General features: G+C 74.4%; 26 protein-coding genes. 11 read left to right on the forward strand and 15 right to left on the reverse strand.

Annotated elements, in window-relative coordinates:
- Positions 1-9 precede the first annotated feature (9 nt).
- Positions 10-969 carry a cobalamin biosynthesis protein gene (locus J3P32_RS07010; RefSeq protein ID WP_307807767.1) on the forward strand — a complete coding sequence of 320 codons (960 nt, stop codon included), beginning with the start codon at positions 10-12 and terminating at the stop codon, positions 967-969.
- Here J3P32_RS07010 and J3P32_RS07015 read toward each other — a convergent pair.
- The 3 genes from J3P32_RS07015 to J3P32_RS07025 are packed head-to-tail and all read right to left on the reverse strand — an operon-like array spanning position 966 to position 3,719.
- Positions 966-1,466 (reverse strand): general stress protein, encoded by a 501-nt coding sequence (locus J3P32_RS07015; protein WP_210439104.1) that lies wholly within the window; start codon positions 1,464-1,466, stop codon positions 966-968. The genes J3P32_RS07010 and J3P32_RS07015 overlap by 4 nt on opposite strands.
- 28 nt (positions 1,467-1,494) lie before the next feature.
- A complete protein-coding gene (locus J3P32_RS07020) occupies positions 1,495-2,238 on the reverse strand; it encodes a cobalt-precorrin-6A reductase (protein WP_210439105.1) in 744 nt (247 codons plus the stop codon).
- Positions 2,235-3,719 carry a cobyric acid synthase gene (locus J3P32_RS07025; protein WP_210439106.1) on the reverse strand — a complete coding sequence of 495 codons (1,485 nt, stop codon included), beginning with the start codon at positions 3,717-3,719 and terminating at the stop codon, positions 2,235-2,237. Before J3P32_RS07025 ends, J3P32_RS07020 begins: the two co-directional genes overlap by 4 nt.
- A gap of 227 nt (positions 3,720-3,946) precedes the next feature.
- Between J3P32_RS07025 and J3P32_RS07030 the strand changes: the two genes are divergently transcribed.
- The 3 genes from J3P32_RS07030 (at position 3,947) to J3P32_RS07040 (ending at position 6,500) form a co-directional block, all read left to right on the forward strand.
- Complete coding sequence (locus tag J3P32_RS07030; RefSeq protein ID WP_210439107.1) at positions 3,947-4,732, forward strand: pentapeptide repeat-containing protein; 786 nt, start codon at positions 3,947-3,949, stop codon at positions 4,730-4,732.
- Between the two features lie 43 nt (positions 4,733-4,775).
- Positions 4,776-5,621 carry an aldo/keto reductase gene (locus tag J3P32_RS07035; RefSeq protein WP_210439108.1) on the forward strand — a complete coding sequence of 282 codons (846 nt, stop codon included), beginning with the start codon at positions 4,776-4,778 and terminating at the stop codon, positions 5,619-5,621.
- Between the two features lie 111 nt (positions 5,622-5,732).
- The gene (locus J3P32_RS07040) at positions 5,733-6,500 is read left to right on the forward strand and encodes a lysophospholipid acyltransferase family protein (RefSeq protein WP_210439109.1); all 768 of its coding nucleotides are present in this window, start codon (positions 5,733-5,735) and stop codon (positions 6,498-6,500) included.
- A gap of 8 nt (positions 6,501-6,508) precedes the next feature.
- Here the strand turns inward: J3P32_RS07040 and J3P32_RS07045 are convergent, their stop codons facing one another.
- From J3P32_RS07045 to dnaK, 5 genes are all read right to left on the reverse strand, one after another.
- On the reverse strand, positions 6,509-6,772 hold the full coding sequence (locus J3P32_RS07045) for a hypothetical protein (protein ID WP_210439110.1): 264 nt from the start codon (positions 6,770-6,772) through the stop codon (positions 6,509-6,511).
- A 122-nt stretch (positions 6,773-6,894) separates the two neighbouring features.
- On the reverse strand, positions 6,895-7,317 hold the full coding sequence (locus tag J3P32_RS07050; protein WP_210439111.1) for a heat shock protein transcriptional repressor HspR: 423 nt from the start codon (positions 7,315-7,317) through the stop codon (positions 6,895-6,897).
- A gap of 106 nt (positions 7,318-7,423) precedes the next feature.
- A complete protein-coding gene (gene dnaJ / locus J3P32_RS07055; RefSeq protein ID WP_210439112.1) occupies positions 7,424-8,632 on the reverse strand; it encodes a molecular chaperone DnaJ in 1,209 nt (402 codons plus the stop codon).
- Between the two features lie 50 nt (positions 8,633-8,682).
- On the reverse strand, positions 8,683-9,339 hold the full coding sequence (grpE, locus tag J3P32_RS17745) for a nucleotide exchange factor GrpE (RefSeq protein WP_210439113.1): 657 nt from the start codon (positions 9,337-9,339) through the stop codon (positions 8,683-8,685).
- Positions 9,336-11,222: a molecular chaperone DnaK gene (gene dnaK / locus J3P32_RS07065; RefSeq protein ID WP_210439114.1), complete on the reverse strand. Its 1,887-nt coding sequence runs from the start codon at positions 11,220-11,222 to the stop codon at positions 9,336-9,338. The genes grpE and dnaK overlap by 4 nt, the downstream gene beginning before the upstream one ends.
- 194 nt (positions 11,223-11,416) lie before the next feature.
- Between dnaK and J3P32_RS07070 the strand changes: the two genes are divergently transcribed.
- Entirely contained in the window at positions 11,417-11,710 is a 294-nt protein-coding gene (locus J3P32_RS07070) for a Dabb family protein (RefSeq protein WP_210439115.1), read from the forward strand.
- 107 nt (positions 11,711-11,817) lie between these two features.
- Here the strand turns inward: J3P32_RS07070 and J3P32_RS07075 are convergent, their stop codons facing one another.
- Positions 11,818-12,633: a GNAT family N-acetyltransferase gene (locus J3P32_RS07075; RefSeq protein WP_210439116.1), complete on the reverse strand. Its 816-nt coding sequence runs from the start codon at positions 12,631-12,633 to the stop codon at positions 11,818-11,820.
- A 176-nt stretch (positions 12,634-12,809) separates the two neighbouring features.
- On the opposite strand from J3P32_RS07075, the gene J3P32_RS07080 reads away from it, so the two are divergent.
- Positions 12,810-13,520: an SGNH/GDSL hydrolase family protein gene (locus J3P32_RS07080; protein ID WP_210439117.1), complete on the forward strand. Its 711-nt coding sequence runs from the start codon at positions 12,810-12,812 to the stop codon at positions 13,518-13,520.
- 71 nt (positions 13,521-13,591) lie between these two features.
- Here J3P32_RS07080 and J3P32_RS07085 read toward each other — a convergent pair whose 3' ends face one another.
- Complete coding sequence (locus J3P32_RS07085) at positions 13,592-15,535, reverse strand: M3 family metallopeptidase (RefSeq protein WP_307861608.1); 1,944 nt, start codon at positions 15,533-15,535, stop codon at positions 13,592-13,594.
- An 82-nt stretch (positions 15,536-15,617) separates the two neighbouring features.
- Here J3P32_RS07085 and J3P32_RS07090 point away from each other — a divergent pair, with 82 nt between their 5' ends.
- Positions 15,618-16,832, forward strand: coding sequence for an MFS transporter (locus J3P32_RS07090; RefSeq protein ID WP_307861609.1), 1,215 nt, complete (start codon positions 15,618-15,620; stop codon positions 16,830-16,832).
- On the opposite strand, the gene J3P32_RS07095 is transcribed toward J3P32_RS07090, so the two are convergent.
- Positions 16,819-17,352, reverse strand: coding sequence for a hypothetical protein (locus tag J3P32_RS07095; RefSeq protein ID WP_210439120.1), 534 nt, complete (start codon positions 17,350-17,352; stop codon positions 16,819-16,821). The genes J3P32_RS07090 and J3P32_RS07095 overlap by 14 nt on opposite strands.
- Before the next feature lie 104 nt (positions 17,353-17,456).
- Here J3P32_RS07095 and J3P32_RS07100 point away from each other — a divergent pair, with 104 nt between their 5' ends.
- From J3P32_RS07100 to J3P32_RS07115, 4 genes are all read left to right on the forward strand, one after another.
- A complete protein-coding gene (locus J3P32_RS07100) occupies positions 17,457-18,251 on the forward strand; it encodes a hypothetical protein (RefSeq protein WP_210439121.1) in 795 nt (264 codons plus the stop codon).
- Positions 18,252-18,256: 5 nt separating this feature from the next.
- A complete protein-coding gene (locus J3P32_RS07105; protein ID WP_210439122.1) occupies positions 18,257-18,763 on the forward strand; it encodes a DUF1648 domain-containing protein in 507 nt (168 codons plus the stop codon).
- 89 nt (positions 18,764-18,852) lie between these two features.
- The gene (locus J3P32_RS07110; protein ID WP_210439123.1) at positions 18,853-19,152 is read left to right on the forward strand and encodes a hypothetical protein; all 300 of its coding nucleotides are present in this window, start codon (positions 18,853-18,855) and stop codon (positions 19,150-19,152) included.
- On the forward strand, positions 19,149-20,162 hold the full coding sequence (locus J3P32_RS07115; protein WP_210439124.1) for a hypothetical protein: 1,014 nt from the start codon (positions 19,149-19,151) through the stop codon (positions 20,160-20,162). Before J3P32_RS07110 ends, J3P32_RS07115 begins: the two co-directional genes overlap by 4 nt.
- 21 nt (positions 20,163-20,183) lie before the next feature.
- Here J3P32_RS07115 and J3P32_RS17750 read toward each other — a convergent pair whose 3' ends face one another.
- The 4 genes from J3P32_RS17750 to J3P32_RS07135 all read right to left on the reverse strand — a co-directional run bounded on the left by J3P32_RS17750 (position 20,184) and on the right by J3P32_RS07135 (position 25,544).
- Positions 20,184-21,086 carry a sucrase ferredoxin gene (locus J3P32_RS17750; RefSeq protein ID WP_210439125.1) on the reverse strand — a complete coding sequence of 301 codons (903 nt, stop codon included), beginning with the start codon at positions 21,084-21,086 and terminating at the stop codon, positions 20,184-20,186.
- Positions 21,083-22,141 carry a JmjC domain-containing protein gene (locus J3P32_RS07125; RefSeq protein ID WP_307861610.1) on the reverse strand — a complete coding sequence of 353 codons (1,059 nt, stop codon included), beginning with the start codon at positions 22,139-22,141 and terminating at the stop codon, positions 21,083-21,085. Before J3P32_RS07125 ends, J3P32_RS17750 begins: the two co-directional genes overlap by 4 nt.
- A gap of 62 nt (positions 22,142-22,203) precedes the next feature.
- Positions 22,204-22,485 (reverse strand): hypothetical protein, encoded by a 282-nt coding sequence (locus J3P32_RS07130; RefSeq protein WP_210439126.1) that lies wholly within the window; start codon positions 22,483-22,485, stop codon positions 22,204-22,206.
- 128 nt (positions 22,486-22,613) lie between these two features.
- Positions 22,614-25,544, reverse strand: a complete 2,931-nt coding sequence (locus tag J3P32_RS07135; protein ID WP_210439127.1) for a helix-turn-helix transcriptional regulator — start codon at positions 25,542-25,544, stop codon at positions 22,614-22,616.
- Positions 25,545-25,746: the final 202 nt, after the last annotated feature.

Consider the following 25,746-nt stretch of genomic DNA (forward strand, 5'->3'; position numbering starts at 1 on the left):
CTGAGAAAGGTGAGCCGCGCGCCAGCCGGCCGGGCCGTCGGCATCGTGCTCGGCCACCTCGCCGACCGGCGCTTCGGCGACCCGCGCCGCGGGCACCCCGTCGCGCTCTTCGGCCGGGTCGCGACCGCCCTCGAGGAGCGGACGTACGCCGACGCGCGCGGCCGTGGCGCCGTCCACCTCGCCCTCCTGGTCGGGGCCGTCGCGGGAGGCGGCCTCGTCCTGGAGCGGCGAGTGGCGGAACGCCCGCTCACCCACGCGCTGGTCACCGCGGCGGCGACGTGGACGGTCCTCGGCGGCACGTCGCTGGGGCGCGAGGCCCGAGCGGTCCACGGCCACCTCGACGCCGGCGACCTGCCGGCCGCCCGGCGGCGGCTGACGCACCTCGTCGGCCGCGATACCTCCGTCCTCGACGAGGCCGAGGTCAGCCGGGCGGCCGTGGAGTCCGTCGCGGAGAACACCTCCGACGCCGTCGTCGCCCCGCTGGTGTGGGGAGCGGTGCTCGGCGTGCCCGGCCTCCTCGGCTACCGCGCCGCGAACACCCTCGACGCCATGGTCGGCCACCGCGGGGCGCGCTACGGCCGCTTCGGGTGGGCCTCGGCGCGCCTCGACGACCTGCTCAACCTGCCCGGGGCGCGGCTCAGCGGCCTGCTGGCCGCGGTGCTCGCCCCGGTCGTGGGCGGGCGACCGGCTGCCGCCGTCACCGCCTGGGCCCGCGACGCGCGGCGCCACCCGAGCCCCAACGCCGGCGTGGTCGAGGCCGCGTTCGCCGGCGCGCTCGGCGTACGGCTCGGGGGGCGCAACCACTACGCCCACGGCATCGAGGACCGCGTGCTGCTCGGCGACGGGCCGGCGCCCGGCCGGGACGACATCGCCCGCGCGGTGCGGCTCGCCGACGCGGTGGGCGCCGCGGCCGTGGCGGTCGCGGCGCTGGTCGCGTGGCGGGCCCGACCGGGTCGGGTGCGCGTCTAGGCGAACGGGTTCGGCAGGGCTCCCGGCAGCCCGGCGAGCAGCTCGCGCGCCCGCGCGGCGTGCTTGTTCTCGACGAGCACCTCGTACTTCGTCGCGACCACCTGGGTGACCGAGGAGAAGTCGCGCTGCCCGCGGGTGAAGGCGTAGCCGATGAGCGCCCAGACCAGGCCGAAGGTCGCGCCCATGAAGGCGGTGCTCAGCAGCACCTGCCACAGGTCGGAGGTGGTGAACAGCGCGAAGATCAGCCCGACGAAGACGCCGAACCAGAGGCCGGACAGGATGCCGCCGACCGCAATCCGGGCCCACGTGAGCCGGCCGGTGATGCGCTCGATGCGCTTGAGGTCGGTGCCCACGATCATCAGCTGGTCGACGGGGAACTCCGCGTCGGCGAGGAAGTCGACGGTCCTCTGCGCGGCGGCGTAGTCGTCGTAGACCGCCAGCGACTGCGGGAACTGCAGCTTCAGGGGCGAGGCGGGGGTGAGGCCCGGTGTCGACATGTCACCACGATACGTGCGGCACGCAGGCTCAGGACGTCCGGCGCAGGACCCACTCCGCGGCGGCGGCCGCGTCGGGCACGGTCGCCACGCCGGGCACCTCCGGCTGCCGGCGTACGACGACCACGGGCACGCCCAACTGCCCGGCCGCCTCCATCTTGGGCCAGGTGTGGCGGCCGCCGGAGTCCTTGGTCACCAGCACGTCCACCCCGTGCTCGCCGAACAGCTCCAGCTCCCCGGCGAGGTGGTACGGCCCCCGGTCCAGCAGCACCAGCCACGACGCCGGCACCTCGACCTCCGGCGGGTCGACCACACGGGCGACGGCGCGGTGCCCGGCCAGCGGCCCGACGAGCTCGGCCAGGGGCTGGCGCCCGACGGTGAGCAGCGGGCGGCGGCCCAGCGACGCGGCGAGCGCGGCCGCGGTCGCGTGGTCGTCGACCCAGTGCCAGTCCTCCGCGCCGGGCGCGTCGCCCCAACCCGGTCGCGCCAGCCGGAGCAGCGGGACGCCGGAGGCCGCGCACGCCGCGGCGGCGTTGGCGGAGATGCCCTCGGCGAACGGGTGGGTCGCGTCGACCACCGCGGTGGCGCGGTGCTCCGCGAGCCACGACCTGAGGCCGTCGACCCCGCCGAAGCCACCCGAGCGCACCTCGCCGACCGGCAGCCGCGGGCGCTCGACCCGACCCGCGAGCGACGACACGACGCGCACGCCCGCCTCGTCCAGGAGCGCCGCGAGCTCGCGCGCCTCCCCCGTGCCGCCGAGCAGCAGGACCGTCATCGCGACGCCCCCGGCTCGAGCGCCGGCAGCCCGGCAGGCGCTCCGGACGTCGCGAGGTCGAGCAGGGCGTCGAGGTCGAGGTGCTCCTCGGCCAGGTCGCCGAGCAGGTCGAGCCGGCGCTCGCGCATCTCCGCGAAGCCGACGTCGCCCGGCTCGTACGCCGCCCCGGCCGCGGTGGCGACCTCGGTGAGCAGCGCCCGGCGGAAGTCGTCGCCCTCCAGGCTGCCGTGCCACATGGTCCCGAAGACCGCACCGGCCCGGGCGCCGCCGAGGAACTCCTCGCCGCCGTGGCGGGTGGTCCGGCCGTGGTGGATCTCGTAGCCGTGGGCGTCGGCGCCGAGCGCGGTGCCGGTCGGGAGCCGCAGCACCTTGTCCGCCGCGAACGTCGTCGTCACGTCGAGCAGGCCCAGGCCCGCCTCGTCCGCGCCCGTCGCGCCCTCCACGCCGTCGGGGTCGAGGATCCGCCGCCCGAGCATCTGGAAGCCGCCGCAGATCCCGAGCACCGGCCTGCCCGCGCGGGCGTGGTCCGCGACCGCGCGGTCGAGTCCGCGGGCGCGCAGCCACTCGAGGTCCGCCAGCGTGGCACGCGTGCCCGGCAGGACGACGAGGTCCGCGCCGGCGAGCGCGCGGGCGTCGGACGCGAACGTGACGTCCACCCCTGGCTCGATGCCCAGCGCGTCGACGTCGGTGAAGTTGGAGATCCGCGGCAGGCGGACCACCGCGACGCGCAGGCGCGCGTCCGCATCGGTCGCGCGGCGCCCGCCGAGGTCGAGCGCGTCCTCGGAGTCGAGCCAGAGGTCCGGGTGCCAGGGCAGCACGCCGTACACCTCGCGCCCGGTCAGCGACGTGAGCTCCTCGAGGCCCGGGCGCAGCAGTCCCACGTCGCCGCGGAACTTGTTGACCACGAAGCCGGCGACGAGCGCCTGGTCGGCCGCGGACAGCAGGGCGAGGGTGCCGAACATCGCCGCGAACACGCCGCCGCGGTCGATGTCGCCGACGACCACCGTGGGGACCGCGCCGTGCCGCGCCAGCCCCATGTTGACGTAGTCGCCGGCGCGCAGGTTGATCTCGGCCGGGCTGCCCGCCCCCTCCACGACGACGAGCTCGTGGCGCGAGCGCAGGTCGTCGAAGGCGGCGTACGCCGCGTCGCGCAGGTGGGTGCGTCCACCGACGAAGTCCGTGGAGTCGATCGTGCCGGCCGGCCGGCCCATCACCACCACGTGGCTGCGCCGGTCACCGCCCGGCTTGAGCAGCACCGGGTTCATCGCGGCCTCGGGCTCGGCGCCCGACGCGACGGCCTGGACCCACTGGGCGCGGCCGATCTCCGCGCCGTCGGCACAGACCATCGAGTTGTTCGACATGTTCTGCGCCTTGAAGGGTGCGACGGCGAGCCCCCGGCGCGCGTACGCCCGGCACAGGGCCGTGGTGACGATGGTCTTGCCGGCGTCCGACGTCGTCCCGGCGACCAGCAGCGCACTCACGCCGCCAGCCTAGGCGTCCCCAACGCGGGCGAAGTTTTACCTCCGAGCTGTTTGATTCCGCGGACGAGCGGGCACAGTGGGTGCTATGAGCAAGCTCCTCCTCGACAACCGGTTCGTGGGGGCCGCGTTCGTGTTGCTGCTGGTCGTCAACGCGTTCGCGATCCAGCACGGCTGGTACGCCTGACGCCTCGTCCGCGAGGCGCCCACGTCCGTGCGACGATGCCCGCGTGGCGACACCCGGGCTGACTTCCGACTGCGCACGGTGCTTCGGCCTCTGCTGCGTGCTGCTCCCGTTCTCGGCGGCGTCGGGCTTCGGGGTCGACAAGCCGGGCGGGCGGGCGTGCCACCACCTCGCCGACGACGACGGCTGCCGCATCCACGCCACGCTGCGCGAGGACGGCTGGCCCGGCTGCACCGTCTTCGAGTGCTTCGGCGCCGGCCAGCAGGTCTCGCAGGTCACCTATGGAGGGGTCTCCTGGCGGGAGCAGGGCAACCTCGGTGAGATGGCCGCCGTCCTGTCGGTGATGCGCCAGCTCCACGAGATGCTCGCGCACCTCGTCGAGGTCGCCCGTCGCTGCCCGGACGCCGTGGCGGCCGCGGTCCGCGCGGACGTGGAGGACCTCACCGGTGCCGATCCGGAGACGCTGCTCCTCGCCGACGTCGACGACCTGCACGCGCGGGTGGGCGGGGTGCTGGCCGACGCCAGCGCCCGGGTACGCCGAGGGTGGCCGGCCGCGCGGGACTCCTCGCGGGCCGACCTGGCCGGGCGGCGGCTCGCGGGCGACCACCGCGGCTGGACGTTCCGCGGCGCGCTCCTGCTCGGCGCGGACCTCCGTGAGGCCGCGCTCGCCGACGCCGACCTGCTGGGCGCCGACCTCCGCGGGGCCGACGTACGCGGCTGCGACCTCTCGAACGTGCTCTTCCTCACCCAGCCGCAGGTCAACGCCGCGAACGGCGACGCCACGACCGTGCTGCCGGCGGGACTGGACCGTCCCGGCCACTGGACGGGCTGAGCCCGGCCGGAATACGTCCCGGCCGCCCTGCGCTGTGCCTGGCATGACCGTTCCCACCATCAAGCTCCACGACGGCACGTCCATCCCGCAGCTCGGCTTCGGGGTGTACCAGATCCGTCCCGCCGAGACCGCCGAGGCCGTGACCCAGGCCCTCGAGGTCGGCTACCGCCACATCGACACCGCCGAGATGTACGGCAACGAGAAGGAGGTCGGCGAGGCGCTGCGCGCCGCCGGCCTGCCGCGCGAGGAGGTCTACGTGACCTCCAAGCTCAACAACGGGTTCCACCGGCCCGACGACGCCGAGCGCGCCTTCGAGCAGACCCTCACCGACCTCGGCCTGGACCGCATCGACCTCTTCCTCATCCACTGGCCGCTCCCGACGCGCTACGACGGCGACTTCGTCTCCACCTGGCGCACGCTGGCGTCCTTCGTCGAGGACGGCCGGGCCGCCTCGGTGGGCGTCTCGAACTTCCAGCCGGCCCACCTGCAGCGCATCGTCGACGAGACCGGCGTCGTGCCGGTGATCAACCAGGTGGAGGTGCACCCCTACTTCACCAACGAGGCCGTGCGCGCCGCCAACGCCAGGCACGGCGTGGCCACCGAGGCGTGGTCGCCCATCGCGCAGGGCGCGGTGCTCGACGACGCGGTCCTGACCGAGATCGCCGAGGCGACGGGCAAGTCGACCGCCCAGGTCGCGCTGCGCTGGCACGTGGAGCGCGGCGACATCGTCTTCCCGAAGTCGGTGAACCCGGGCCGGATGAAGGAGAACTTCGACATCTTCGACTTCTCCCTCAGCGACGACGACGTCGCCCGCATCTCCGGCCTCGACCGCGGCGAGGCGGGCCGCACCGGCCCGAACCCCGACACCTTCGACTGGATCCCCGCCTGATCCACGCACCCGCACGGGCCCGGCTCCTCGTAGGAGCCGGGCCCGTGGCGTGTGTGGCAACACGGTTCGCGTACTCAGGCGCGCCCTCGCCCGGTGCCCCACACTCGGCGCATGGACACCAGCACCTGGCAGCGCCCCGGCCTGCGCGCCGCCCTCCTCTACGCCGTCGCCGCCGGCCTCCTCGGCGCTGTCGTCTCCGCCGTCAGCCGGCTCGAGCTCACCCGCCGCGGCGTCCCGGACGGGGAGCTGCCGGACGGCCCCGTCATCGTGGTCGCGAACCACACCAGCTTCGCCGACGGCGTCCTGCTCGCCCTCGTCGGGCGCCGCCTCGGCCGCTCGCTGCGGCTGATGGCGACCGGCGGGGTGTTCCGCTCCGGCCTCGTCGGGCCCGTCGTGCGACGGCTGGGCTTCATCCCGGTGCTGCGCGGCACCAGCTCCGCGGCCGGCTCCCTCGACGCCGCGGCCACGGCCCTCGAGGCGGGCGAGGCCGTCGGACTGTTCCCGGAGGGACGGATCACCCGCGACCCGCAGCACTGGCCCGAGCGCTCGAAGACCGGCGCCGTGCGTCTCGCGCTGCGCACCGGGGCCCCCGTCGTCCCGGTCGCCCTGGTGGGAGCGCAGCAGGTCGTGGGGAGGACCGGCATCGTGGCGAGGCTCCTGCGCAACACCGTGCTGCGCCCGCGCGTCGCCGTCGCTGTCGGGGAGCCGATCGACGTACGCCGGCTGGCGGGCGTCGTCGGCGACGCTCCCGTCGACGAGGCGACCGTACGCCGCCTGGCCGACGAGGTGATGTCGGCGCTGGTGGCGCAGGTGGCCGAGCTGCGGCAGGAGCCCGCGCCGTACGCGGCCGGGGTGCCGGAGGAGGCGCTCAGCGCCTGAGCCGGGCGTCAGGAGTAGCGGTGGGTCTTCGCCGCGTGGCCCCGCTCGCGGGTGCACGTGCGCCCGCCCATGTTGCGGTGCCCGCAGAGCTCCTCGGCGGCGGGGGCCTCGCCCCGGGCGGCCCGGCCGGCCGGGGCTGCCGTGCTCGCGCTGCCGCCGGCAGCCGGTGGCGCCACCGGGGCCTTAGGCCGTGCCGGCGCCGAGGCCGCGCGCTTCTGCGCCTCGGCGTAGCGGGCCTCGCGCATCGCCCGCAGGTTGTCCATCTTGCTCATCGCTCACTCACGCCCCCGACCCTAGGCGGCGGGACGGACATCCGCAGACTCAGCGCCCGAGCCGGGACGCCGGTCGGGCGAGCCAGGGGCCGGACCCGCCGCCGGCGGGTCCTCGGCGTCGGTCAGCGACCTCGCCGCCAGACGACCAGGGACTGGCCGGCGGCCTGGTGCAGCACCGGCAGCTTGTTGGCCGGCTGCGCCGCGGCGGCCCGGGCGGCCAGTCCGCGACGGACGGCGTCGAGCTCGGCGACGAGCTCCTCGTTGCGGGCGCGCAGCGCGTCGACCTGGTGCTCGAGCTCCATGATGCGCCGCACCCCCTCGATGCCGATGCCGGCGCTGGTGAGGTCGGCGATCTCGCGCAGCCGCTCGATGTCGCGGTGGGAGTAGCGGCGACCGCCGCCGCCGGTGCGGCCGGGCTGGATGAGGCCCATCCGCTCGTAGGCCCGCAGCGTCTGCGGGTGCAGGCCGGTGAGCTCGGCGGCGACGGAGATGACGTAGACGGCCGCTTCCGGATTCGGTTCACGTGAGAAGTGGGATCGACTCATGCGACGGCCCCGCGGCGTCGTCCGGCGGAGGAGCGAAGCGGAGACGGGGAGCGTCGTGGGGTGCACTGGACGGCCGCGTCGGGGGACGGCGCTCCGAACGGGCTGCTCATTCGAACAGCCCTGCCCGCAACGGCTTGCCGGCCGTCGCCGCGCGGTAGGCCTCCAGGGCCTCACGGGCGGTCTGGTCGAGGCTCGCCGGCACCTGCACCTCGACGGTGGCCAGCAGGTCGCCCTTGCTGCCGTCGCGCTTGGTGGCGCCCTTGCCGCGGACGCGGAAGGTGCGCCCGTTGGGCGTCCCCGGCGGCAGGCGGAGCGTCACCGGCGCGCCGCCGAGCGTGGGGATCTTCACCTCGGCACCGAGCGCGGCCTCGTCGAAGGAGACCGGCACGGTGAGGGTGAGGTTGTCGCCGGACCGGCCGAAGATGCGGTGCGGCGTGACCTTCACCGTGACGAACAGGTCGCCGGCCGGTCCGCCGTTCTCGCCGGGCGCGCCCTTGCCCTTCAGGCGGATCCTCGCCCCGTCCTTGACCCCGGCCGGGATCCGGGCCTGGATGGTGCGCGCCGACGTCCCCCGGCCGCTGCCGTGGCAGGTCGGGCAGGCCTCGTCGTAGACGAGCTGCCGGCCGCCGCAGGACGGGCACGTCTCGTTGATCGAGAAGGCGCCGCCCGTGCCGGACACGACGAAGCCGGCGCCCTCGCACTCGGGGCAGATGTGCGGCCTGGTGCCGGGCTTCCCGCCCGTGCCGGAGCAGGTCGGACAGGCCGTGTCGGACGTGAGCCGCAGCGACACCGTCACGCCCTCGAGGGCGTCGGTGAAGCCGATCGTGGCCGAGCTCTCCACGTCGGCGCCCCGCCGCGGGCGTCCCTGTGTCTGCGTACGCCCGCGCTGGGCGCCGCCGAAGAGGTCGCCGAACATGTCGCCGAGGCCGCCGCCGCCCGCGCCGCGGTCGCGGAGCAGGTCGTCGAGGTTGAACCCGCCCCCGCCGGCGCCCCCGCCGCCGAAGCCGCCGCCGAAGCCGCCGCCCATGCCGGGTCCGAAGCCGCCGCGCGCCGAGAGCGAGCGGAGCTCGTCGTACTTCGCGCGCTTGGCCTCGTCACCGATCACGTCGTAGGCCTCGGCGACCGCCTTGAACCGGTCGTGCTTGGCGTCGTCACCGGGGTTGGAGTCGGGATGGTTCTCCCGGGCGAGCTTGCGGTAGGCCTTCTTGATGTCGGCCGCGCTCGCGTCCTTGGCGACCCCGAGGACCTGGTAGAAGTCCTTGGTCGCCCAGTCGTTGCGCCAGCCGTCGTTCCGCTGACCGTCGTTGTCAGCCATGGGTGAACCCCCTCTCCAAGATCGGCGTGGTCATCGCTGCGCGGCGGGCGTCAGGCGTCGGCCGGGTCGACCACGAGCACCTGGGCGGCGCGGACGACGCGCTCGCCGAGGCGGTAGCCACCCTTCGCGACGTGCTTGACGGTGGTCACCTCGACCTCCGGGTCGGTGCCGAGGTGGCTCAGCGCCTCGTGCAGCGTCGGGTCGAAGGCGTCGCCCGGCTCGCCGAAGCGGACCAGCCCGGCGGCCGTGACGACCCGCTCGAGCTGGTCGGCGACGGCCTTGAAGCCGCCCTCGAGCTCGCCGTGCTCCTTGGCCCGGTCGATGGTGTCGAGCACCTCGACGACCGGGGTGAGCGCCTTGTAGGCGGCGGTCTCCGCGACCAGCTGGCGGTCCCGGTCGACGCGCTTGCGGTAGTTGGCGTACTCGGCCTGGAGGCGCTGGAGGTCGTTGGTCAGGTCGGCGATCGCGTTCCTCAGCGAGGACTGCTCGTCGTCCTGGGGGCGCTCCTCCGGGGTGCCGGGCTCGTCGCCCGCGACGGCGTCGCCGGCGACCTGCTCCTCGACCTCCGTCTGGGCCGGTGCCTCACCGGCGGCCTCGCCGAACCCCTCGGCGGGACCGCCCTCCGGAGAGGGAGCCGCGGTGGGCTCCCCCTCCGGGAGGTCCTGCGCCTCGGCGCCCGTGGTGGGCTCGTCGGGGCGGTCGGTCACTTGGACTCACCCTCCGAGCCGGCCGTGCCGGTCGCGTCGCCGGAGCCGTCGACCGTCTCGTCGACGATCTCGGCGTCGACGACGTCGTCGTCGGCCTCGCCCGTGGCGCCGGTGGCACCGCCCGCAGCGGCCTGGTCGGCCTCGGCGGCGGCGTACATCGCGGCGCCCATCTTCTGGCTGGACTCGTTGAGCTTCGCCACCGCGGTGGTGATCTCCTCCGCCGAGGCGTCCTCCTTCTCGAGGACGGCCTTGAGGGCGTCGACGTCGGTCTGGACCTCGGTCCTGACGTCCTCGGGGAGCTTGTCGGCGTTGTCGGCGAGGAACTTCTCGGTCGTGTAGACCACCTGGTCGCCCTGGTTGCGGGCCTCGACGGTCTCGCGGCGCCGCGCGTCCTCCTCGGCGTACTGCTCCGCCTCCTTGACCATGCGGTCGATCTCGTCCTTGCCGAGCGCGGAGCCGCCGGAGATGGTCATCGACTGCTCGCGGCCCGAGGCCTGGTCCTTGGCGGAGACGTGCACGATGCCGTTGGCGTCGATGTCGAAGGTGACCTCGATCTTCGGCACGCCGCGCGGGGCCGGCGGGAGGCCGGTCAGCTCGAAGTTGCCGAGCGGCTGGTTCTGCGACCACATCTGGCGCTCGCCCTGCGCCACCTTGATCTCCACCGACGGCTGGTTGTCGTCGGCGGTGGTGAAGATCTCCGACCGCTTGGTGGGGATGGTGGTGTTGCGCTCGATGAGGGTGGTCATCACGCCGCCCTTGGTCTCGATGCCGAGCGAGAGCGGGGTGACGTCGAGGAGCAGCACGTCCTTGACCTCGCCCTTGAGGACACCGGCCTGGAGCGCCGCGCCGACCGCGACGACCTCGTCGGGGTTGACGCCCTTGTTGGGCTGCTTGCCACCGAGCAGCTCGGTGACGAGCTCGGTGACCGCCGGCATGCGGGTGGAGCCACCGACGAGGACCACGTGGTCGATGTCGGCAACCGCGACGCCGCCGTCCTTGAGCACCGACTGGAACGGGGCCTTGGTGCGCTCGAGCAGGTCGGCGGTGAGCTTCTGGAACTCGCTGCGGGTGAGCCTCTCCTCGAAGTGGAGCGGACCGGACTCGCCGTGGGTGATGTAGGGCAGGTGGACGGTGGTCTCGCTCGAGGAGGACAGCTCGATCTTGGCCTTCTCCGCTGCCTCCTGCAGCCGCTGCTTGGCGATCTTGTCGGCGCCGAGGTCGACACCGTTGTTGTCCTTGAACTTCTTGACCATCCACTCGACGACGCGGTTGTCCCAGTCGTCGCCACCGAGGTGGTTGTCACCGGAGGTCGCCTTGACCTCCACGACGCCCTCACCGATCTCGAGCAGGGACACGTCGAACGTGCCGCCACCGAGGTCGAAGACGAGGATCGTCTGGTCCTCGCCCTTGTCGAGGCCGTAGGCCAGGGCGGCCGCGGTCGGCTCGTTGACGATGCGGCTGACGTTGAGACCCGCGATCTCGCCGGCCTCCTTGGTGGCCTGGCGCTGGGCGTCGGAGAAGTACGCCGGGACCGTGATGACGGCGTCGGTCACGGTCTCGCCGAGGTAGGCCTCCGCGTCCCGCTTGAGCTTCTGCAGCACGAACGCGCTGATCTGCTGCGGGGTGAAGGTCTTGTCGTCGATGTCGACCTTCCAGTCCTCGCCCATGTGGCGCTTGACGGACCGGATGGTGCGGTCGACGTTGGTGACCGCCTGACGCTTGGCGACCTCGCCGACGAGGACCTCGCCGGACTTGGTGAAGGCGACGACGGACGGGGTGGTCCGGGCGCCCTCGGCGTTGGCGATGACGGTGGGTTCGCCACCTTCGAGGACGGCGACGACGGAGTTCGTCGTACCGAGGTCGATGCCGACGGCTCGAGCCATGGTGTGTTCCTCCTGCTGGGATCTCGCGTGGATGCCTGGGTTGTCGCCATCCTGCCGCGCTGCGGATCAGGAGGCAAAACAGTTGAGTCGATCTGACTCAAGTCTGCTCATGGGGTTCAACGCAGGGGCGGTCCGGATGTTCCCGGATCCGGACACTTTTTCCGACGAGTTCGCCCGCGCCCTAGCCTTGCCGCATGATCCGGCACACCGTCGCCTTCCGGCTGCACCACGCCCCCGGCTCGAGCGAGGAGCAGGACTTCCTGACCGCTGCTCGCGCGCTGGCCGACATCCCCGGTGTCGAGGCGTTCGAGCAGCTGCGGCAGACCAGCCCGAAGAACGACTTCGCCTTCGGCTTCTCGATGGAGTTCGCCGACCAGGCGGCGTACGACGGCTACAACGAGCACCCGGTGCACACGGCGTTCGTCGCCGAGCGCTGGGTGCCGGAGGTCGCCGACTTCCTCGAGATCGACTACACGCCGCTGGGCTGACGCCGACTTCCCGAGGGTTGTCGGAACTTCCGGGGGCGTGCAGGCCCCCGGAAGTTCGCAATCCCCCGCTTAAGCGGGGGATTCGCGACAGGCACAGACGGCAGAAGTCAGGAAGAGGCGGCCGACCGCTCCCACACGTACGGCGTCGTGGTCGTCACGGCCCGCAGGCCCGCGCGCTGCAGGATCGGACGCGACATGTCGGTGCAGTCGGAGTGGATCAGCCGGATGCCGCGCGACACCGCGGAGCGGGCGCGCGCGGCGACGAGGGCCCGGTAGATGCCGCGGCCGCGGAGCTCCGGCAGCGTCGAGCCGCCCCAGATGCCGGCGAAGTCGGTGCCCGCGACGGGCGTGAGCCGGCCGCCGGAGACCACCCGGTCGCCGACCTCGGCGATCCAGAACTCCGACTCGCCGGCCTCGAGCTCGGCCAGCGAGGAGCGGACGGAGGGTCCGCGACCGGTGCCGAAGACCGCCTCCTGCGCCTCGAGCATCCGGGTCACGTCGGCCTCCGCGCCCGGACCGGGCTCGATGCGGCGTACGACGACGGGGCCGGCCGGGGTGTCCTCGAGGGGCACCTCGACCGCGAGCTTCGACGCCTCGCCGACCATCACGGTCTCGACCGGCTCGGGGACCAGCCCGTGGGCGACCAGCCGGTCGCCGAGGTCGGCGGGCCGGTCGTGGCCGCGGGTCTTCCACTCGAACGACGCCACGTCCGTGTCGTCGCGGTAGTGCGCGACGGTGCGCGCGACGAGGTCGTCGAGCTCCTCGCCCTCGAGGCCCCCGAGGTCGCGGTAGGACACGAAGCCACCGTGGTCGAACACGCCCCACAGCAGCGGCCCCTCCCGCCGCACGTCGAGGGCGCGCGCCATCTCGGCGTCCGTGCGCAGCTGCTCGTCGTAGGCGGCCAGGAGGGGGTCCGACGTCATGGCGGGGAGCCTAGGACGAACCGGCTCCCGGGCGCCGCCGGTTTTGTCCGCACCGCCTCGCCCGTGCGCGGGTCCCCTCACGCGGGGCGGGCGCGGGACCACCGCCGCCGGATGTCGGGGAAATCTCAGGGGGATTCCCCTGCCAGGGGCGAGGCGCAGGCCGCACACTTCTTCTCGTGGTCCTTCGGGGAGACGTGCGCCGGGTCGTCGGCGCCGCAGCGGTCGTGACGCTGCTCGCTGCCCTGATGGCCTTCTACGTCGCCGGCACCGCCGACGCCGGCCCGACGCGGTGCCAGCAGCACCGCCTCGACGCGCGCGAGCGCGCCGGCACCGTCACCGGTGAGGGGGCGCCGGTCCTCGTCATCGGCGACTCGTGGTCGGTCGGCCTCGGGCAGGACGACCTGGCACGGTCGTGGCCCAGCCGGCTGCCGGGCGCCGTGCACGTGCTCGGCTTCTCCGGCTCGGGATTCAGCGCCGGGGCGAGCCGCTGCGGCGCCGTGTCGTTCCACGACCGCGCGCCGACCGCGGTCGGCGTGCGGGCCCGGCTCGTGGTGGTCCAGGGCGGGCTCAACGACTACGACCAGCCCGGAGCGGCGATCGACCACGGGTTCCGGTCCCTCATGGCCGACCTCGCGGGTCAGCGCGTGGTGGTCGTCGGCCCCGCCGACGCACCCGCTCGCTCCGGCGCCGTGCCGCGGGTGGACGCGCAGCTCGAGGTGCTCTCCGAGCTCTACGGCGTTCCCTACGTCCGCACCAGCGACCTCGACCTCGACTACCTCCCCGACCGGCTGCACCTGACCGAGGAGGGCCACCGCGCGTTCGGCGACGCCGTGGCGGCACGTGTCGCCGAGGCCGTCCCGGCCCGCCCCGCCGCCCTCGGTCGCTGAGCCGCACCACGGAGAGCCCGGCGCCCACCGGACGGGGGGCCGTCCGCGCGGCGGGGGCCGGTGCCGGTCCGCTACTCCGCGAGCCAGGCAGCCCAGCTGTCGAAGGAGTAGGGCCGGCCCAGGAAGTCGGCGACGAGGTCGGCGGCGTCCCCGCGACCGCCCATCGCCAGCACCTTGTCGCGGTACGCGTGGGCCACCTCGGGGGCGAACAGGTCGTCGGTGTCGAAGGCGGAGAACAGGTCCTTCGCGATGACGAGCGACCACATGTAGGTGTAGTAGCCCGACGAGTAGCCGTCGAGGTGCCCGAAGGCGCAGTGCATGTGCGCGCCGTCGAGCGGCGGGAACACCGAGTAGCGCCGCTGGAGCTCGTCGCCGTAGGCGGTGAGGTCGTCGTGCGGGACGGCGTGGAACCAGTAGGACCGGGCGGCGTACGACATCTGCTGCACCGCGTAGGTCCCCTTGCCGAAGTGGTCGGCCCGGCGCATCCCCGCGACCAGCTCGGCGGGGATCGTCTCGCCGGCGCCGTTGCGGGCGAAGGTCGCCAGGACGTCGGCGTCCCAGGCCCACTCCTCGAGCATCTGGCTGGGTGCCTCGACGAAGTCCCACTCGGTGGCCACGCCGGAGAAGCGTGCCCACTCGCCCTGGCCGGCCAGGACGTGGTGGACGAGGTGGCCGAACTCGTGGAAGAGGGTCACCACCTCGTCGTGCTCCATCAGGCCCCGGCTGAAGTTGCACACGAGGACGCCCTCGGGCAGCTGCGCACCGGCGATGCCCTTGACCAGGTCGAACTGCGCGGCGTGCTTGTACTTCCCCTCGCGCGGGTGCAGGTCGAGGTGGATCCGGCCGATCCTCCTGCCCTCGAGGCCGACGTCGTAGCTGGCGACCTCCTCGTGCCAGGTGCGCGCGTCCTGGGGCGACACGGGCGTCCACTCGAGGCCGAAGAGGCGACCCGTCACGTCGAGCAGGCCCTGGCGGACCTGCTCGAACGGGAAGTAGGTGCGCACGACCTGCCCGTCGACGTCGTACTGCTCGCGGCGGACCAGCTCGGAGTAGTAGCGCGCGTCGTAGGTGGCGACCGAGTCGGCCGACGGGTCGTCGCGGCGCTTGCGCTCGAGCAGCACGGCGACCTCCTCGGCGGCGCGCTCCTTGGCGGCCTCGCCGACCCGGTCGATGAAGTCGGCCACCGCCTGGCCGGTGCCGATCATCTTGACCTCGGTGTCGTAGTCGGGCCACGAGTCGTAGCCGAGCAGGCCCGCGGTCTCCCGGCGCACCGCCAGCAGGTCCTGCAGGACGCCGTCGTTGACCGGCCACGCGACGTTGTTCTGCGCGAGCGCGAGCTCGTGCCGGGCCTCGGCGTCCGAGCCGAAGGTGAGGAACGGCACGAGGTCGGGGTAGTCGGTGGTGATGGTGACCAGGCCGTCGTCGTCGGGCCGGTGGGCGTCGCGGTAGTCGTCGGGGAGCCCGGCGAGCCGCTCCGGGGCGATCCGGATGGAGCGCACGTCGTCGCGGATGTTGCGGCCGAAGTCCTGCGACAGCCGGACCCCGCGCTCGCTCAGCTCCCGCAGGCGGTCCCGGGTGGCCTCGTCACGGTCCACGCCGGAGCGGCGGAAGTCGCGCAGCGTGTGCTCGAGGACGCGGCGGCCGTCGTCGTCGAGGCCGGTCGTGTCGCCGGACAGGGAGTCGAACGCCGCGTAGAGGTCACGGTCGAGTCCCAGCTCGGTGACGTACTTCTGCACCTGCTGGCTGAGGTCGTCGGCCCGGTCGCGCACCCCCGCGTCGGGGTGGACCTCGGCCCACAGCGCGACGGCCTCCGCGTTGGCGAGGGCGGTCTCCGCCTTGTTCCACGCCGCGAGCACCACCGGCGCGTCGGAGGAGCCGGCCTTCACCAGGCCGACCTGGCGCCGTGCCTCCGCGAGCTGGCCCTCGCAGTGCTCGGAGACCCAGGCGAGCCAGTCGCCGGTCCCCGGCAGGTCGAGGGGTGCGGGCTGTATGTCGGTGCGGGGTTCGGAGGCCACGCCCGCGAGCCTACGGGCGAGCGGTGTGGCGCTCCACCGGGTTGCGCGTCGAGCGGTCGGCCGGCGCCCGTAGCGTGTGTCCGTGAGCACCTCGGGGGACGCCGCGTTCCGCTTCCGCGACATCTGGCTCGTGGCGTACGGCCCCTCCATCGTCTCCGCCGTCGGGCACGGCGCGATCATGCCGGTGCTCGCCATCCGCGCGCGCGACCTCGGCGCGGACGTCAGCACGGCGGCCGCCGTCGTCGCGCTGACCGGGGTCGGGATGCTGCTGGCGAGCCTGCCGTCGGGCGCGCTGGTCGCCCGGATCGGCGAGAGGCGGGCCCTGGTGGCGGCCGGCCTCGTGGACGCCGTGGCGATGGCCTTCGCGGCGCTGACCGACTCGGTGCTCGGCCTCGCCGTCGGCGTCCTGCTGAGCGGGGTCTGCTGGACCCTGTTCCTCATCGCCCGGCAGGGCTTCATGATCGACGTCGTCCCGGCCACGCACCGCGCCCGCGCCATGTCGCTGCTGGGCGGGTCCTACCGCGTCGGCGTCCTCGTCGGGCCGCTGATCGGCGCGGGACTGATCCACCTCACCGACCTCACCAGCGTCTTCTGGCTGGGCGCCGCGATGTCGGTCCTCGCCTCGATGCTCGCCGCCACGATGCCCGACCTCGGCGAGGAGAAGCGCGCGGCGGCCCGGGCGAGCGGTCACCTCCGCGTGTGGGCCGTGATCGCGGCGCACCGCCGGGTGCTCGCCACGCTCGGCTCCGCCGTGGTCATCCTCGGCACGAGCCGCTCGCTCCGGCTCAGCCTGCTGCCGCTGTGGGCCGACCACCTCGGGCTGGCGGCGTCGACGACCTCGCTCATCTTCGCCGGCGCCGCGGCCCTCGACGTGGCCTTCATGTGGCCGGGCGGGTGGCTGATGGACACGCGTGGGCGCATGGTCGTCGCCGTGCCGGTCGTCCTCTCGATGGCGGTGGCGTGCCTGCTGCTGCCGCTGGCGACGGACGCCGTCTCGGTCGCCCTCGTCATGGCCCTCATCGCGTGCGGCAACGGCCTCGGCTCGGGGATCGTGATGACGCTCGGCGCCGACGCCTCACCCAGCGACGGACGGCCGCAGTTCCTCGGCGCCTGGCGACTGTGCGGCGACATCGGCAACACCGGCGGCCCGCTGCTGGTGGGCGCGGTCGCTGCCGTCGCACCGCTCGCGACGGCCTGCCTGGTCGTCGGCGTGCTCGGGCTCGCCGGAGCCGCGTGGGTGGGCTACTGGACGCGACGCGTCGACGTGGCCCGCGAGCAGCAGCTCAGCCGACGGTGACCGTGACCTCGTTGGAGACCACGTCGGAGTCGGTGTCGACGACGCGGAACTTGTTGGGTCCCGTGCGGCTGGTCTGGACGTACGTGGCGAACGTGCCGCCGCTGACCGACATGGTCACCGGGAAGTCCGACCACGTACCGTTCTCGAGGCGCTGCACCTGCAGGATCGCGCCCTCGCCGGCCTGGTAGGTGCCGGTCAGGTCGATCTGCTGCATCGGGCTCACCGACTGCTGCGTGGCCGACAGCGAGATGCCCTGCGCGGGGGCGGCCTCGGACGAGGTCTCGGTGCCGGGACCGGGCTCCACGGGGTCGGTCGGCACGGTCTCGGTGCTGGTCTCGCTCGGCTTGGGCAGGCTGAAGGTCGCGGGCGTGCCGCCGCCACCCCCGGCCGACGAGGTCTCGCCGATGCCCGTGGCCTTGACCCCGACCAGCACGGCGAGCCCTGCGAGCAGGCCGATGGCCACGGCGACGCCGACCAGGGCGACGAGCCCGGTCAGGACGGGGCGGTTCTCGGTGTCCATGGAGACCTCTCACGCGGGTGCTGGGGCCCGAGGTGCTGGGCCCGGCCATTGTCCAAGACGGGTGGTGAGGAGGCCAACCGAGGCCCGTCGGGGAGGATGGGCGCATGCAGTCCCCGTTGCGACACGGCAAGGCCGCCCTCGGCACCACGATCGCCGGCGGTGCGCTCGCCGCGCTGTCCCAGGCCCCCGAGCGCGCGTCCCGCCTGCTCCGGCACCGCTACCCGACGGTCGCGGTCACCGGCATGACCGGCGTCGGGAAGACCCGCCTGGCCGACCGGCTGTCCCGCCGTGCCGGGTCGCAGGCGGCCGCCGGCGGCGGGCCCGACGTGGGTTCGGCGGTGATGGAGCGGCGTACCCGCCGCACCTCCCGGTTGCGCGGCTACCGGTTCCGCGTGGTCCCGGGGGAGAACGCCGCGACCCGCCTCGGAGCGCTCGACGAGGTCTTCCACGACGAGCCCGTCGACGGCGTGCTGCACGTCGTGGCGTACGGGCACGCGACGCCCCGGCGCACGGCCGGCACCACCGGCGCGGCGGTCGCCTCGCGTGAGGAGCAGCTCGCCGCCGAGCTGGACGACTGGGCCATCACGGCCCACCGGATCGCGAGCATGGCGGTGCGGCGCGAGCGCCCGACGTGGTTGGTGGTCGCCGTGACCAAGGCCGACCTCTTCGCCGACGACATCGACGCGGCCGTGCGCTACTACTCCCCCGGCAGCGGGTCGCCGTTCGGCGACAGGCTCGACGAGCTGCGCGCCCTCGCCGGCGGGGCGAAGCTCTCGATCGACGTGCTGCCCGTGTGCGCGCAGGGCGGCGACAAGCGGTCCGCCATGCCGGAGAAGGGGTGCACCGACCTCCTCGACCGGCTCGAGCTGCGCCTGGCGCAGCTCAGCGGCCACGTGTGAGCGCCGTGCGACGAGGCCGTCTCGCACTGCTCGTCGTGGCAGGGACGTACGCCGTCGCGCTGGCGTGGGCGGCCGCCGTCCTGCCCGCCCGCGCACCCGCGCACTTCGACGCCGCGGGGCGGGTGGACGACTGGTCCAGCCGCGGCGGCCTGCTGGCGCTGTGGACCGTCGTCGGCCTGGTCGTGCTGGTCGGCGTGCCCGTCCTGACCCGCCTCGGGCTGCGCGGCGACGGCACGTGGGTCAACCTGCCGCAGGCCACGAAGGACCACTGGCTCGCCCCCGAGCGGCGTGCGGAGCTCCGGGCGCGGTTCCAGGACGACATGGAGGAGTTCAGCGCCCTCACCGGCGGGCTCCTGCTGGCCGTCCTGGCGGTCACGACGTGGGTCGGCACCACCGGGCGCGACGACGCGCCGTGGTGGGTCCTCGCCGGGCTCGTCGGCGGCTACCTCGTCATGGCGGGGGTGTGGGCGGTGAAGACGCGCCTGGCGTACCGGCCACCTGGCGCGGGCTGACGCACCGCGCGGTCCAGACCAGCGCGCGAAGTGGTTCACAACTTCACCACTTCGGGTTTCGGCTCCGTACATCGGGGCAGGAGGTCGCCATGAGGCCGATCGCGATCAACCAGCGGGCGCTGCGCGGCGCCAAGGAGGAGCTCGACTCCGCCCGGGAGGCGCTGCGGGCCGCCCTCGGCGAGATCGACCACCCCGCCGACGACTTCCCCTGGCGCGACCTCGTGGTCGAGGGCGTCCGCAAGCTCGTCGAGGACGCCGAGCAGGTCGCAAAGCGGTGCCGCACCATCGCCAGTGCCATCGACGACTCGGTCGTCGACTTCGACGAGCTCGACGTCATGGTGGGCGAGGCTGCGCGGGCGGCCGCGCGGCTCGACCAGGTGACGCCATGACGAGGACCGCGGCCGACCGTCTGGAGACCCAGCGCGACCAGCTCCGGTTCGGCGACCCGATCGGCTGTCACTACCACTGGCTCGAGCCGAGCGCGATCGAGGGCTACGGAGACTCCGTGCGCCGTCTCGCCGGCAAGGTCGACGGCGCCGCCGACGGCTTCGAGCGGACCGCGACGATCTCGGAGGAGGTCTTCGCCGGCGAGGCGGCCGACGCCCTGCGCGCGCGAGCCGCCCGGCGCCACGAGGAGTCGGTGACGGTCCGTGACGACCTCCGCGGCCTCGGTCGCGCGATCATCGCCTACGCCGACGTCCTGCGGCAGCACCGCGAGGGCCTCGAGCAGCTGCGCGCGTTCGCCACCGGCCAGGGCCTCGAGGTGCGCGACCACCGCATCTGGCCGCCGGTCGCCTCGTTGCCGGGCGACGCCACGCAGGGCCAGGCCGATGCGTGGGAGGCCGACTGGAAGGCCTACCAGGCGTGCTTCGAGACCAAGGTCGAGCTGCGCGACACCCGCCGGGCCGGCACGCGTGAGCTGGTCGAGGCGCTCGCCGAGCACGCCGGCGTACACCCCGACGAGGCCGAGAGGAGGCTCGTCGCGGTCGGCGCCGGCCAGGTGCGCTTCGGCGACCTGCGGCGGGAGGCCGCCGAGGAGGCCAGGGAGGCAGTGGACGCCGCTGGTGCCGCCGACGCCGCCCGGCGCACGGCCGAGGGGCTCAAGCGCCGCGAGCTGGCCGCGCTCGACGGCCTCGAGGCCCTGGTGATCGCCGAGGCGCCCGCGGAGGAGATCCAGGCGCAGGCCGCCCGGGTGCAGGCGCTGCACCGCGAGCTCACCGAGGCGCGCGTCGAGCTGTGCGACGCCGAGGCGGTCGCCGAGCGTGAGCAGGCCCAGGCCAACCGCGCGGCGCGCCACCTCGAGGCGGCCCAGGAGGGCGGTCCGCGGGAGCGGGTCGCCTGGCAGCAGGCCCCCGAGACGGCCTCGCGTCCTGTCGACCTCCGGCACCGGCTGGGCTGAGCCCGACGGCCCACGCTCGGCTCAGGGCACCTCGCGGACCTCGACGACCTCGTGGCGCCACACGGCGCTCTCGCGGCGCGCCGAGCAGGTGAGCTGGTACGTCGCCTCGTCCGGGACCCGGCGCACGACCACCTCGCGCCGGCCCAGGCCGCGCACCTCGAACCGGGCGGTCGTGAGGTCGCCGTCGGAGCGCACCGCCTCGGGACGTACGTCGTCGAACCCGGTCAGTCCGTGCTCGCGCCGCACCGCGATGTCGGCGGCCTGCGCCGCCATCGGCAGGTCGGAGCGGCCCCGGAGGTGGTCCAGCAGCAGCTCGTCCGCGGCCGTGGCCGCCGCGACGCCGAGAGCGGTCTCGGGGTCGAGGCCGCCGTAGTAGTAGCCGCGCGGCAGCACGACCAGGTTGCCGGCGAACCGGTCGCCCCCGACGTGCGAGACCTCCCACACCGCGGCGGCGTGGGGGCCATCGGCCAGTGCCCGGGCCACGGGGCGGCCGAGCTCGGCGCAGCAGGCGTCGTGACGGCCGTGCGTGCAGACCGCCATCAGCGGAGCGTCGTGCCGCTCCAGGCCGGGCGAGCGTCCGGCGCCCAGCGCGGCCAGGTCGAGGTCGCGCACGTCGTCGATCCGGTCGAGCAGCGCCGTCTCGAGCCACGAACCCGCCCCTGCTGCCCGCGCCGCGAACACGCGGGTACCTCCGCCGGCGGCCTGGCGCCCCGGGCGTCGCACGAGGAGGACGCGGACCCGGTGGCGGCCGGCCGCCTCGCGCAGGTGGGCGCCGAGCCCGTCGGGCATCCGGGCGTCACGGAGGGCCTCGGCACCCCACGGTCCCGGGTGCTCGACGAGCAGGAAGCTGCGCACGGTCGAGGCGGTGCCGGCCAGCTCGTCGGCGCGCGCCCGGCTCGCGACCGCACAGCGGAAGTCCGTCACCGGGCGACCTCGAGCAGCCCCTCCCGGACCAGTCGGCGACACAGCACCACCGCGCTCTCGGCGTCGGTCGAGGGGAGCTCGCCCGGCGTCAGCCGGGTGTGCGTCGCGACGTGCTCCAGCGCGGGCCGCACCCGGGAGGGGATGCGCAGGACCCGGTCGCCGATCAGCACCCGGACGGCGTCGCCGTCGTCGAGCAGCACGCACGGGTGCCCGGACCGACGCCTCAGCGCGGTGTCGGCGGTGATGCCGGTCGTCAGGGCGTCGCGGTCGAGCAGCGCGCCCGCCACGCGCGGCGGGCGCCCGCTGAGGAACGCCTCGGCCTGGCCCGCCGCCAGCCCGGCGGGGTCGAGTCGGCGTACGTCGCCGGCGAGCGCGGCGAGGTGGTCGGCGAGCCCGTCGGCCAGGCGGGCCGGGTCGTCGAGGTAGCCCGCCGGGAGGTGCTCGTCGGGCACCTCGGCCAGCAGGCGGCCGACCTCGCGCTGCAGCAGCGTCCGCCACGTCAGCTGGTTGATGCCGATGGTCAGGTGCAGGGACACCGATTCCTGCGCGCGGGCGGCGTGCGGCGTGCCGGTCGGGAGGTAGGCCACGACGCCCGGCTCGAGGAGCAGGTCGCCGGGGCCGCCGTCACCGTGGACCTCCCACATCTTGGTGCCGTGGGTCTGCATCACGAAGACGTCGTGGGAGTCGGAGTGGACGGCGAATCCCTGGGCTCCGGGAGGGGTGAGGTAGGCGTTGGCCTGGCACGGGTGGCCGAGCTCGAGCTCCAGCTCCGCGACCAGGTCGCCGACGGGAGACCAGTAGCGCTGCAGCCCCTGGAGCACGATGGTGGCGCCCTCGTCGAGCAGGCGCATCAGCTTGACCGGGTCCACCAGGCCGGTCAGCGGCTTGCCGGCGAGGCTGCCGCCGCGGGTGTACGACGCCTCCGGCAGCACCGACCCGTCGCGCGCCACGCGGACGGCGGGCGTCCGGATCGCGGTCTCGGTCAGCAGGTGGTCGACGTGCGCGAGGGACAGGACCTCGGCACCGTGGCCCGGGTCGGTGCGGTGCACGTGCACGCGCGACGCCCAGACCTTGTCGAGGAAGGTCTGGGCGTCGCCCGTGAGGCGGTCGAGAGCGCTCAGAGCGCGGTCCCGTCGGTGCCGTCGGCGTCGGTGGAGTCGCCGTCGGTGCCGTCGGCGTCGCTGCCGTCGGCGTCGGTGCCGTCGGCGTCGGTCGAGTCGCCGTCGCTGCTGTCGGTCGAGTCGCCGTCGGTGGAGTCGCCGTCCGTGCCGTCGGCGTCGCTGCCGCTCGCGTCGGTGCCGTCGGCGTCCGTGCTGGGCCCGGCCGACACACCGGTCGGGTCGACCCCCTCGGTGGTCATCTCGTCGTCGCCGAGGGGGTTGTCAGGAGTCGTCGTCATGGATCCTCCTTGTCGTGCCGCGACGGACCGTCCGTCCCGGGTGCGCCTCGAGTCTGGTGGCGTGGCACCCACGGTCCCACACCCCTGGGGACGGGTCGCCCGCCGCCCGCGCGGCTGCGCGGCGGACCTCAGACCAGGCCGCGCCGACGGGCGACCGCTGCCGCCTCGGTGCGCGAGGCGGCGGCGAGCTTGGTCAGGATGTTGGAGACGTGGACCGATACCGTCTTGGTGCTGATGAAGAGCTGTTTGCCGATCTCGCCGTTGGAGCGCCCCTCCGCCACGAGCGCGAGGATCTCGGACTCGCGCGGCGTCAGCGCGGCGACCTCCGACACGGCGACCGGAGCCGGGGCCGAGCCCTGGGCGGTCAGCTCGGCCAGGAGCGCGCGGGACCGCAGCGCGTGCGCCGCCTCGCGCGCCTGGTCGCCTACGGCTCGAGCGGCCGCGGCGTCGCCGGTCGCCCGCAGGACGCCCGACAGGCGCACCCGCACCTGGGCGACCTCGGGGACGCTGCCGTAGGCCACCGCCGTCTCCTCGGCGGCCCGCCACGCCTCCACGAGCTCGTCGGAGGACGGCGGGTCGACCTGGGCGAGCCACCGCCACCGCAGGTGCTCGGCGGTGCGGCGGGCGACCCACATGCGGTACTCCGGACCGTGGCTGCCGTCGTAGGGGGCGTAGAAGTCGACCACCCGGGCACCGTCGGCCATCATCCGGTCGACGACGGCGGCGGACGCCTCCCGCTCCTCCACGGACTGGTGCGGCGCCGCTGCGGCGAAGGCACTCACGACGATGGTGGCGAGACGCATCCGGGCCTGGAACCACTCGTGCCAGAGGGGTACGACGGCCGCGAGCACGTCGTCGTAGACCGAGACGGCGGTGGCCGCGTCGCCGGCCGCTGCTGCGCGCAGCAGCTCGGCGGTGCCGGCCGAGATCGCGGTCAGGCCGTCGGTGCCCCAGTAGTCGCGGAGCCGCTCGAGGGCCTTGGGCTTCGCCTCGCCGCGGATGCCGATGGTGATGAGCATCTGGTGGGCGAAGTAGAGCCACTCGAAGACCATGGGCGGGTTCTGTCCGCTGACGTCGAGCAGCTCCCACGCCTCGTCGAGCAGCCCCTGGTGGGTCAGCGCGACGGCGAGCAGCAGGCGCGCCTCCGCCGGGTAGGGCGACCACGTGAGGCCGCCCACCTCGCTGCGGGCGATGACCTCGCGGTAGACCGCGACGGCCGCCCCCAGGTCGCCCTCGTCGTGGTGGAGGCGGCCCAGCAGGTAGAGGGCGCGCAGCTCCGGCTCGATCAGTCCCGCGCGACGCGCCCGGTCGGCGGCGGCCCGCCATCCCGCCACCGGGCTGGAGCCCGACGTGGGATCGAGGCCGGCGATCGTCGTGTGCAGCTCGACGGCGAGGCTCTGGAGGTCGTGGCGCTCGGCCAGCTCGAGCGCCTGCAGCGCGACGCTCCGCGCCTCGTCGCCGTGCCAGCTCCCGAGGCTCTGGGCCAGCACGAGGAGCGCCCGGGCCAGCAGCTTGGGCGGCCCGTCCTGCAGCAGCGCGACGGCCTCCTCCGCGGCCTCGCGCGGCGAGTCCGTGGTGTCGGTGAGCAGCAGCGCCGACGCCAGGGCGGTCAGCAGCTGGCCGCGGTCGACGTCGGACGCCCCCGGCGGGAGGGTCGCGAGCCGGGCGCGGAGCACCTTGACGGCCTTGGGGACGCGGCCCGCCGCGATGAGCGCCTCCGCGCACCGGCGGGCGAGGGCGTGCACGTCGACGTCGGTGACCGGGGTGCGCGCGGTGTCGATGAGCTCCAGGGCGTCGAGGAAGTGCGTCGAGGCCTCCGACGGCCCACCCACCGCCAGCGCCTCCTCGCCGGCCTCGATCGAGGCGCGGATGGCCACGGGACGGTCGTCGGCGCGGCGGGCGTGCTGGGCGAGCTCTGCCGCCGTGCCCACGGCCCGGCCCTCCCCGAGCGCCGCCACGAAGTCGGCGTGCAGGCGCATCCGCTCGCCGGGCAGCAGGTCGTCGTACACCGCCTCGCCGAGCAGCGCGTGCCGGAAGGCGTAGGTGCCACCGCGCGAGGCGACCAGCACGTGGGCGTCGACGGCCGCGCGCAGGGCGGCCTCGAGCTCGGTGGAGCCGAGGTCGGAGACCGCGGCGAGCAGCGCGTGGCTCACCTGGCGTCCGGCGACCGACACGAGGCGGACCACCTGGCGGGTCGTCTCGTCGAGGCGGTCGAGGTGCACCAGCAGCACGTCGGCGAGCTCGCCGGGCACCTGTCCCGACCACGTCGCGCCGACGAGCTCCTCGATGAAGAACGGGTTCCCCTCCGCGCGGTCGACGATCGAGACGTACTCCGCCTCCGACAGCGTGGTGGGGTGCAGCGCGCGGACGAGGCGGCGTACAGCGTCCTCGGCGAGCGGCTCGAGCTGGAGGCGGTCCACGCCGCGCAGCCGCATCCACTCCGCGACCTGGCGGCGCAGCGGGTGGCGACGGTGGAGGTCGTCGGCGCGGTAGGAGACGGCGAGGGAGACGCCGGGCAGGGGACGGGAGAAGAGGAAGCTGAGCATGTCGCGCGTCGACTCGTCGGCCCAGTGGGCGTCCTCGACGACGACGAGGAGCGGCGCCTGCTCGGCGACGGCGGAGAGGAGGTCGCCGACCGCGTCGTAGACGTTGCCGCGGTCGAGGGCCTGGTCGCCCGACGCGGTCTCGCTGGTGCGGATCCGGCGGCCCGGCTGGAGGCGGGCCAGCGTGGGGTGCACGTCGAGCACACGGCCGGCGACGTCGGGGAGGTCGGCCATGACGCGGCCGAGGATCTCGGAGAAGGGGAGGTAGGGCAGGGAGGAGTCGGCGAGGTCGAGGCAGTGGCCGGCCACCACCTGCCAGCCGGCGTCGAGGGCGGCGTCGCGCAGCGCCATCAGGACGCGGGTCTTGCCGACTCCGGCGTCGCCGGCGACGAGCACCGCCCGGGCGGTCGCCTCATGCGGGTGGCCGGCCCCGGACGTGCGGATGCCGAGCTGGGCGGTGAGCTGCTCCAGCTCGGCATCGCGTCCGATGAGATCGGTGGTCCGCAGCGCCGGCACGGACGACATTGTGTCGTGCGCGTCGGACGACGGCGGGTCGATCGCGGTGCGGGTCACTTCTGGGTGGCGTCGGAGCGGACGCGGGTCCAGCGGCGGAGCCCGTAGTCCTTCCTGATGCGGTCCTGTCGGTAGGCGATCTCGGCACCCAGGAAGCTGTCGGTGGTGAACATGTCCTTCTCCTCTTCTCGGCACGGTCCTCGTC

It is taken from the genome of Nocardioides xinjiangensis, assembly GCF_017916385.1.
Classification (GTDB): Bacteria; Actinomycetota; Actinomycetes; order Propionibacteriales; family Nocardioidaceae; genus Nocardioides; species Nocardioides xinjiangensis.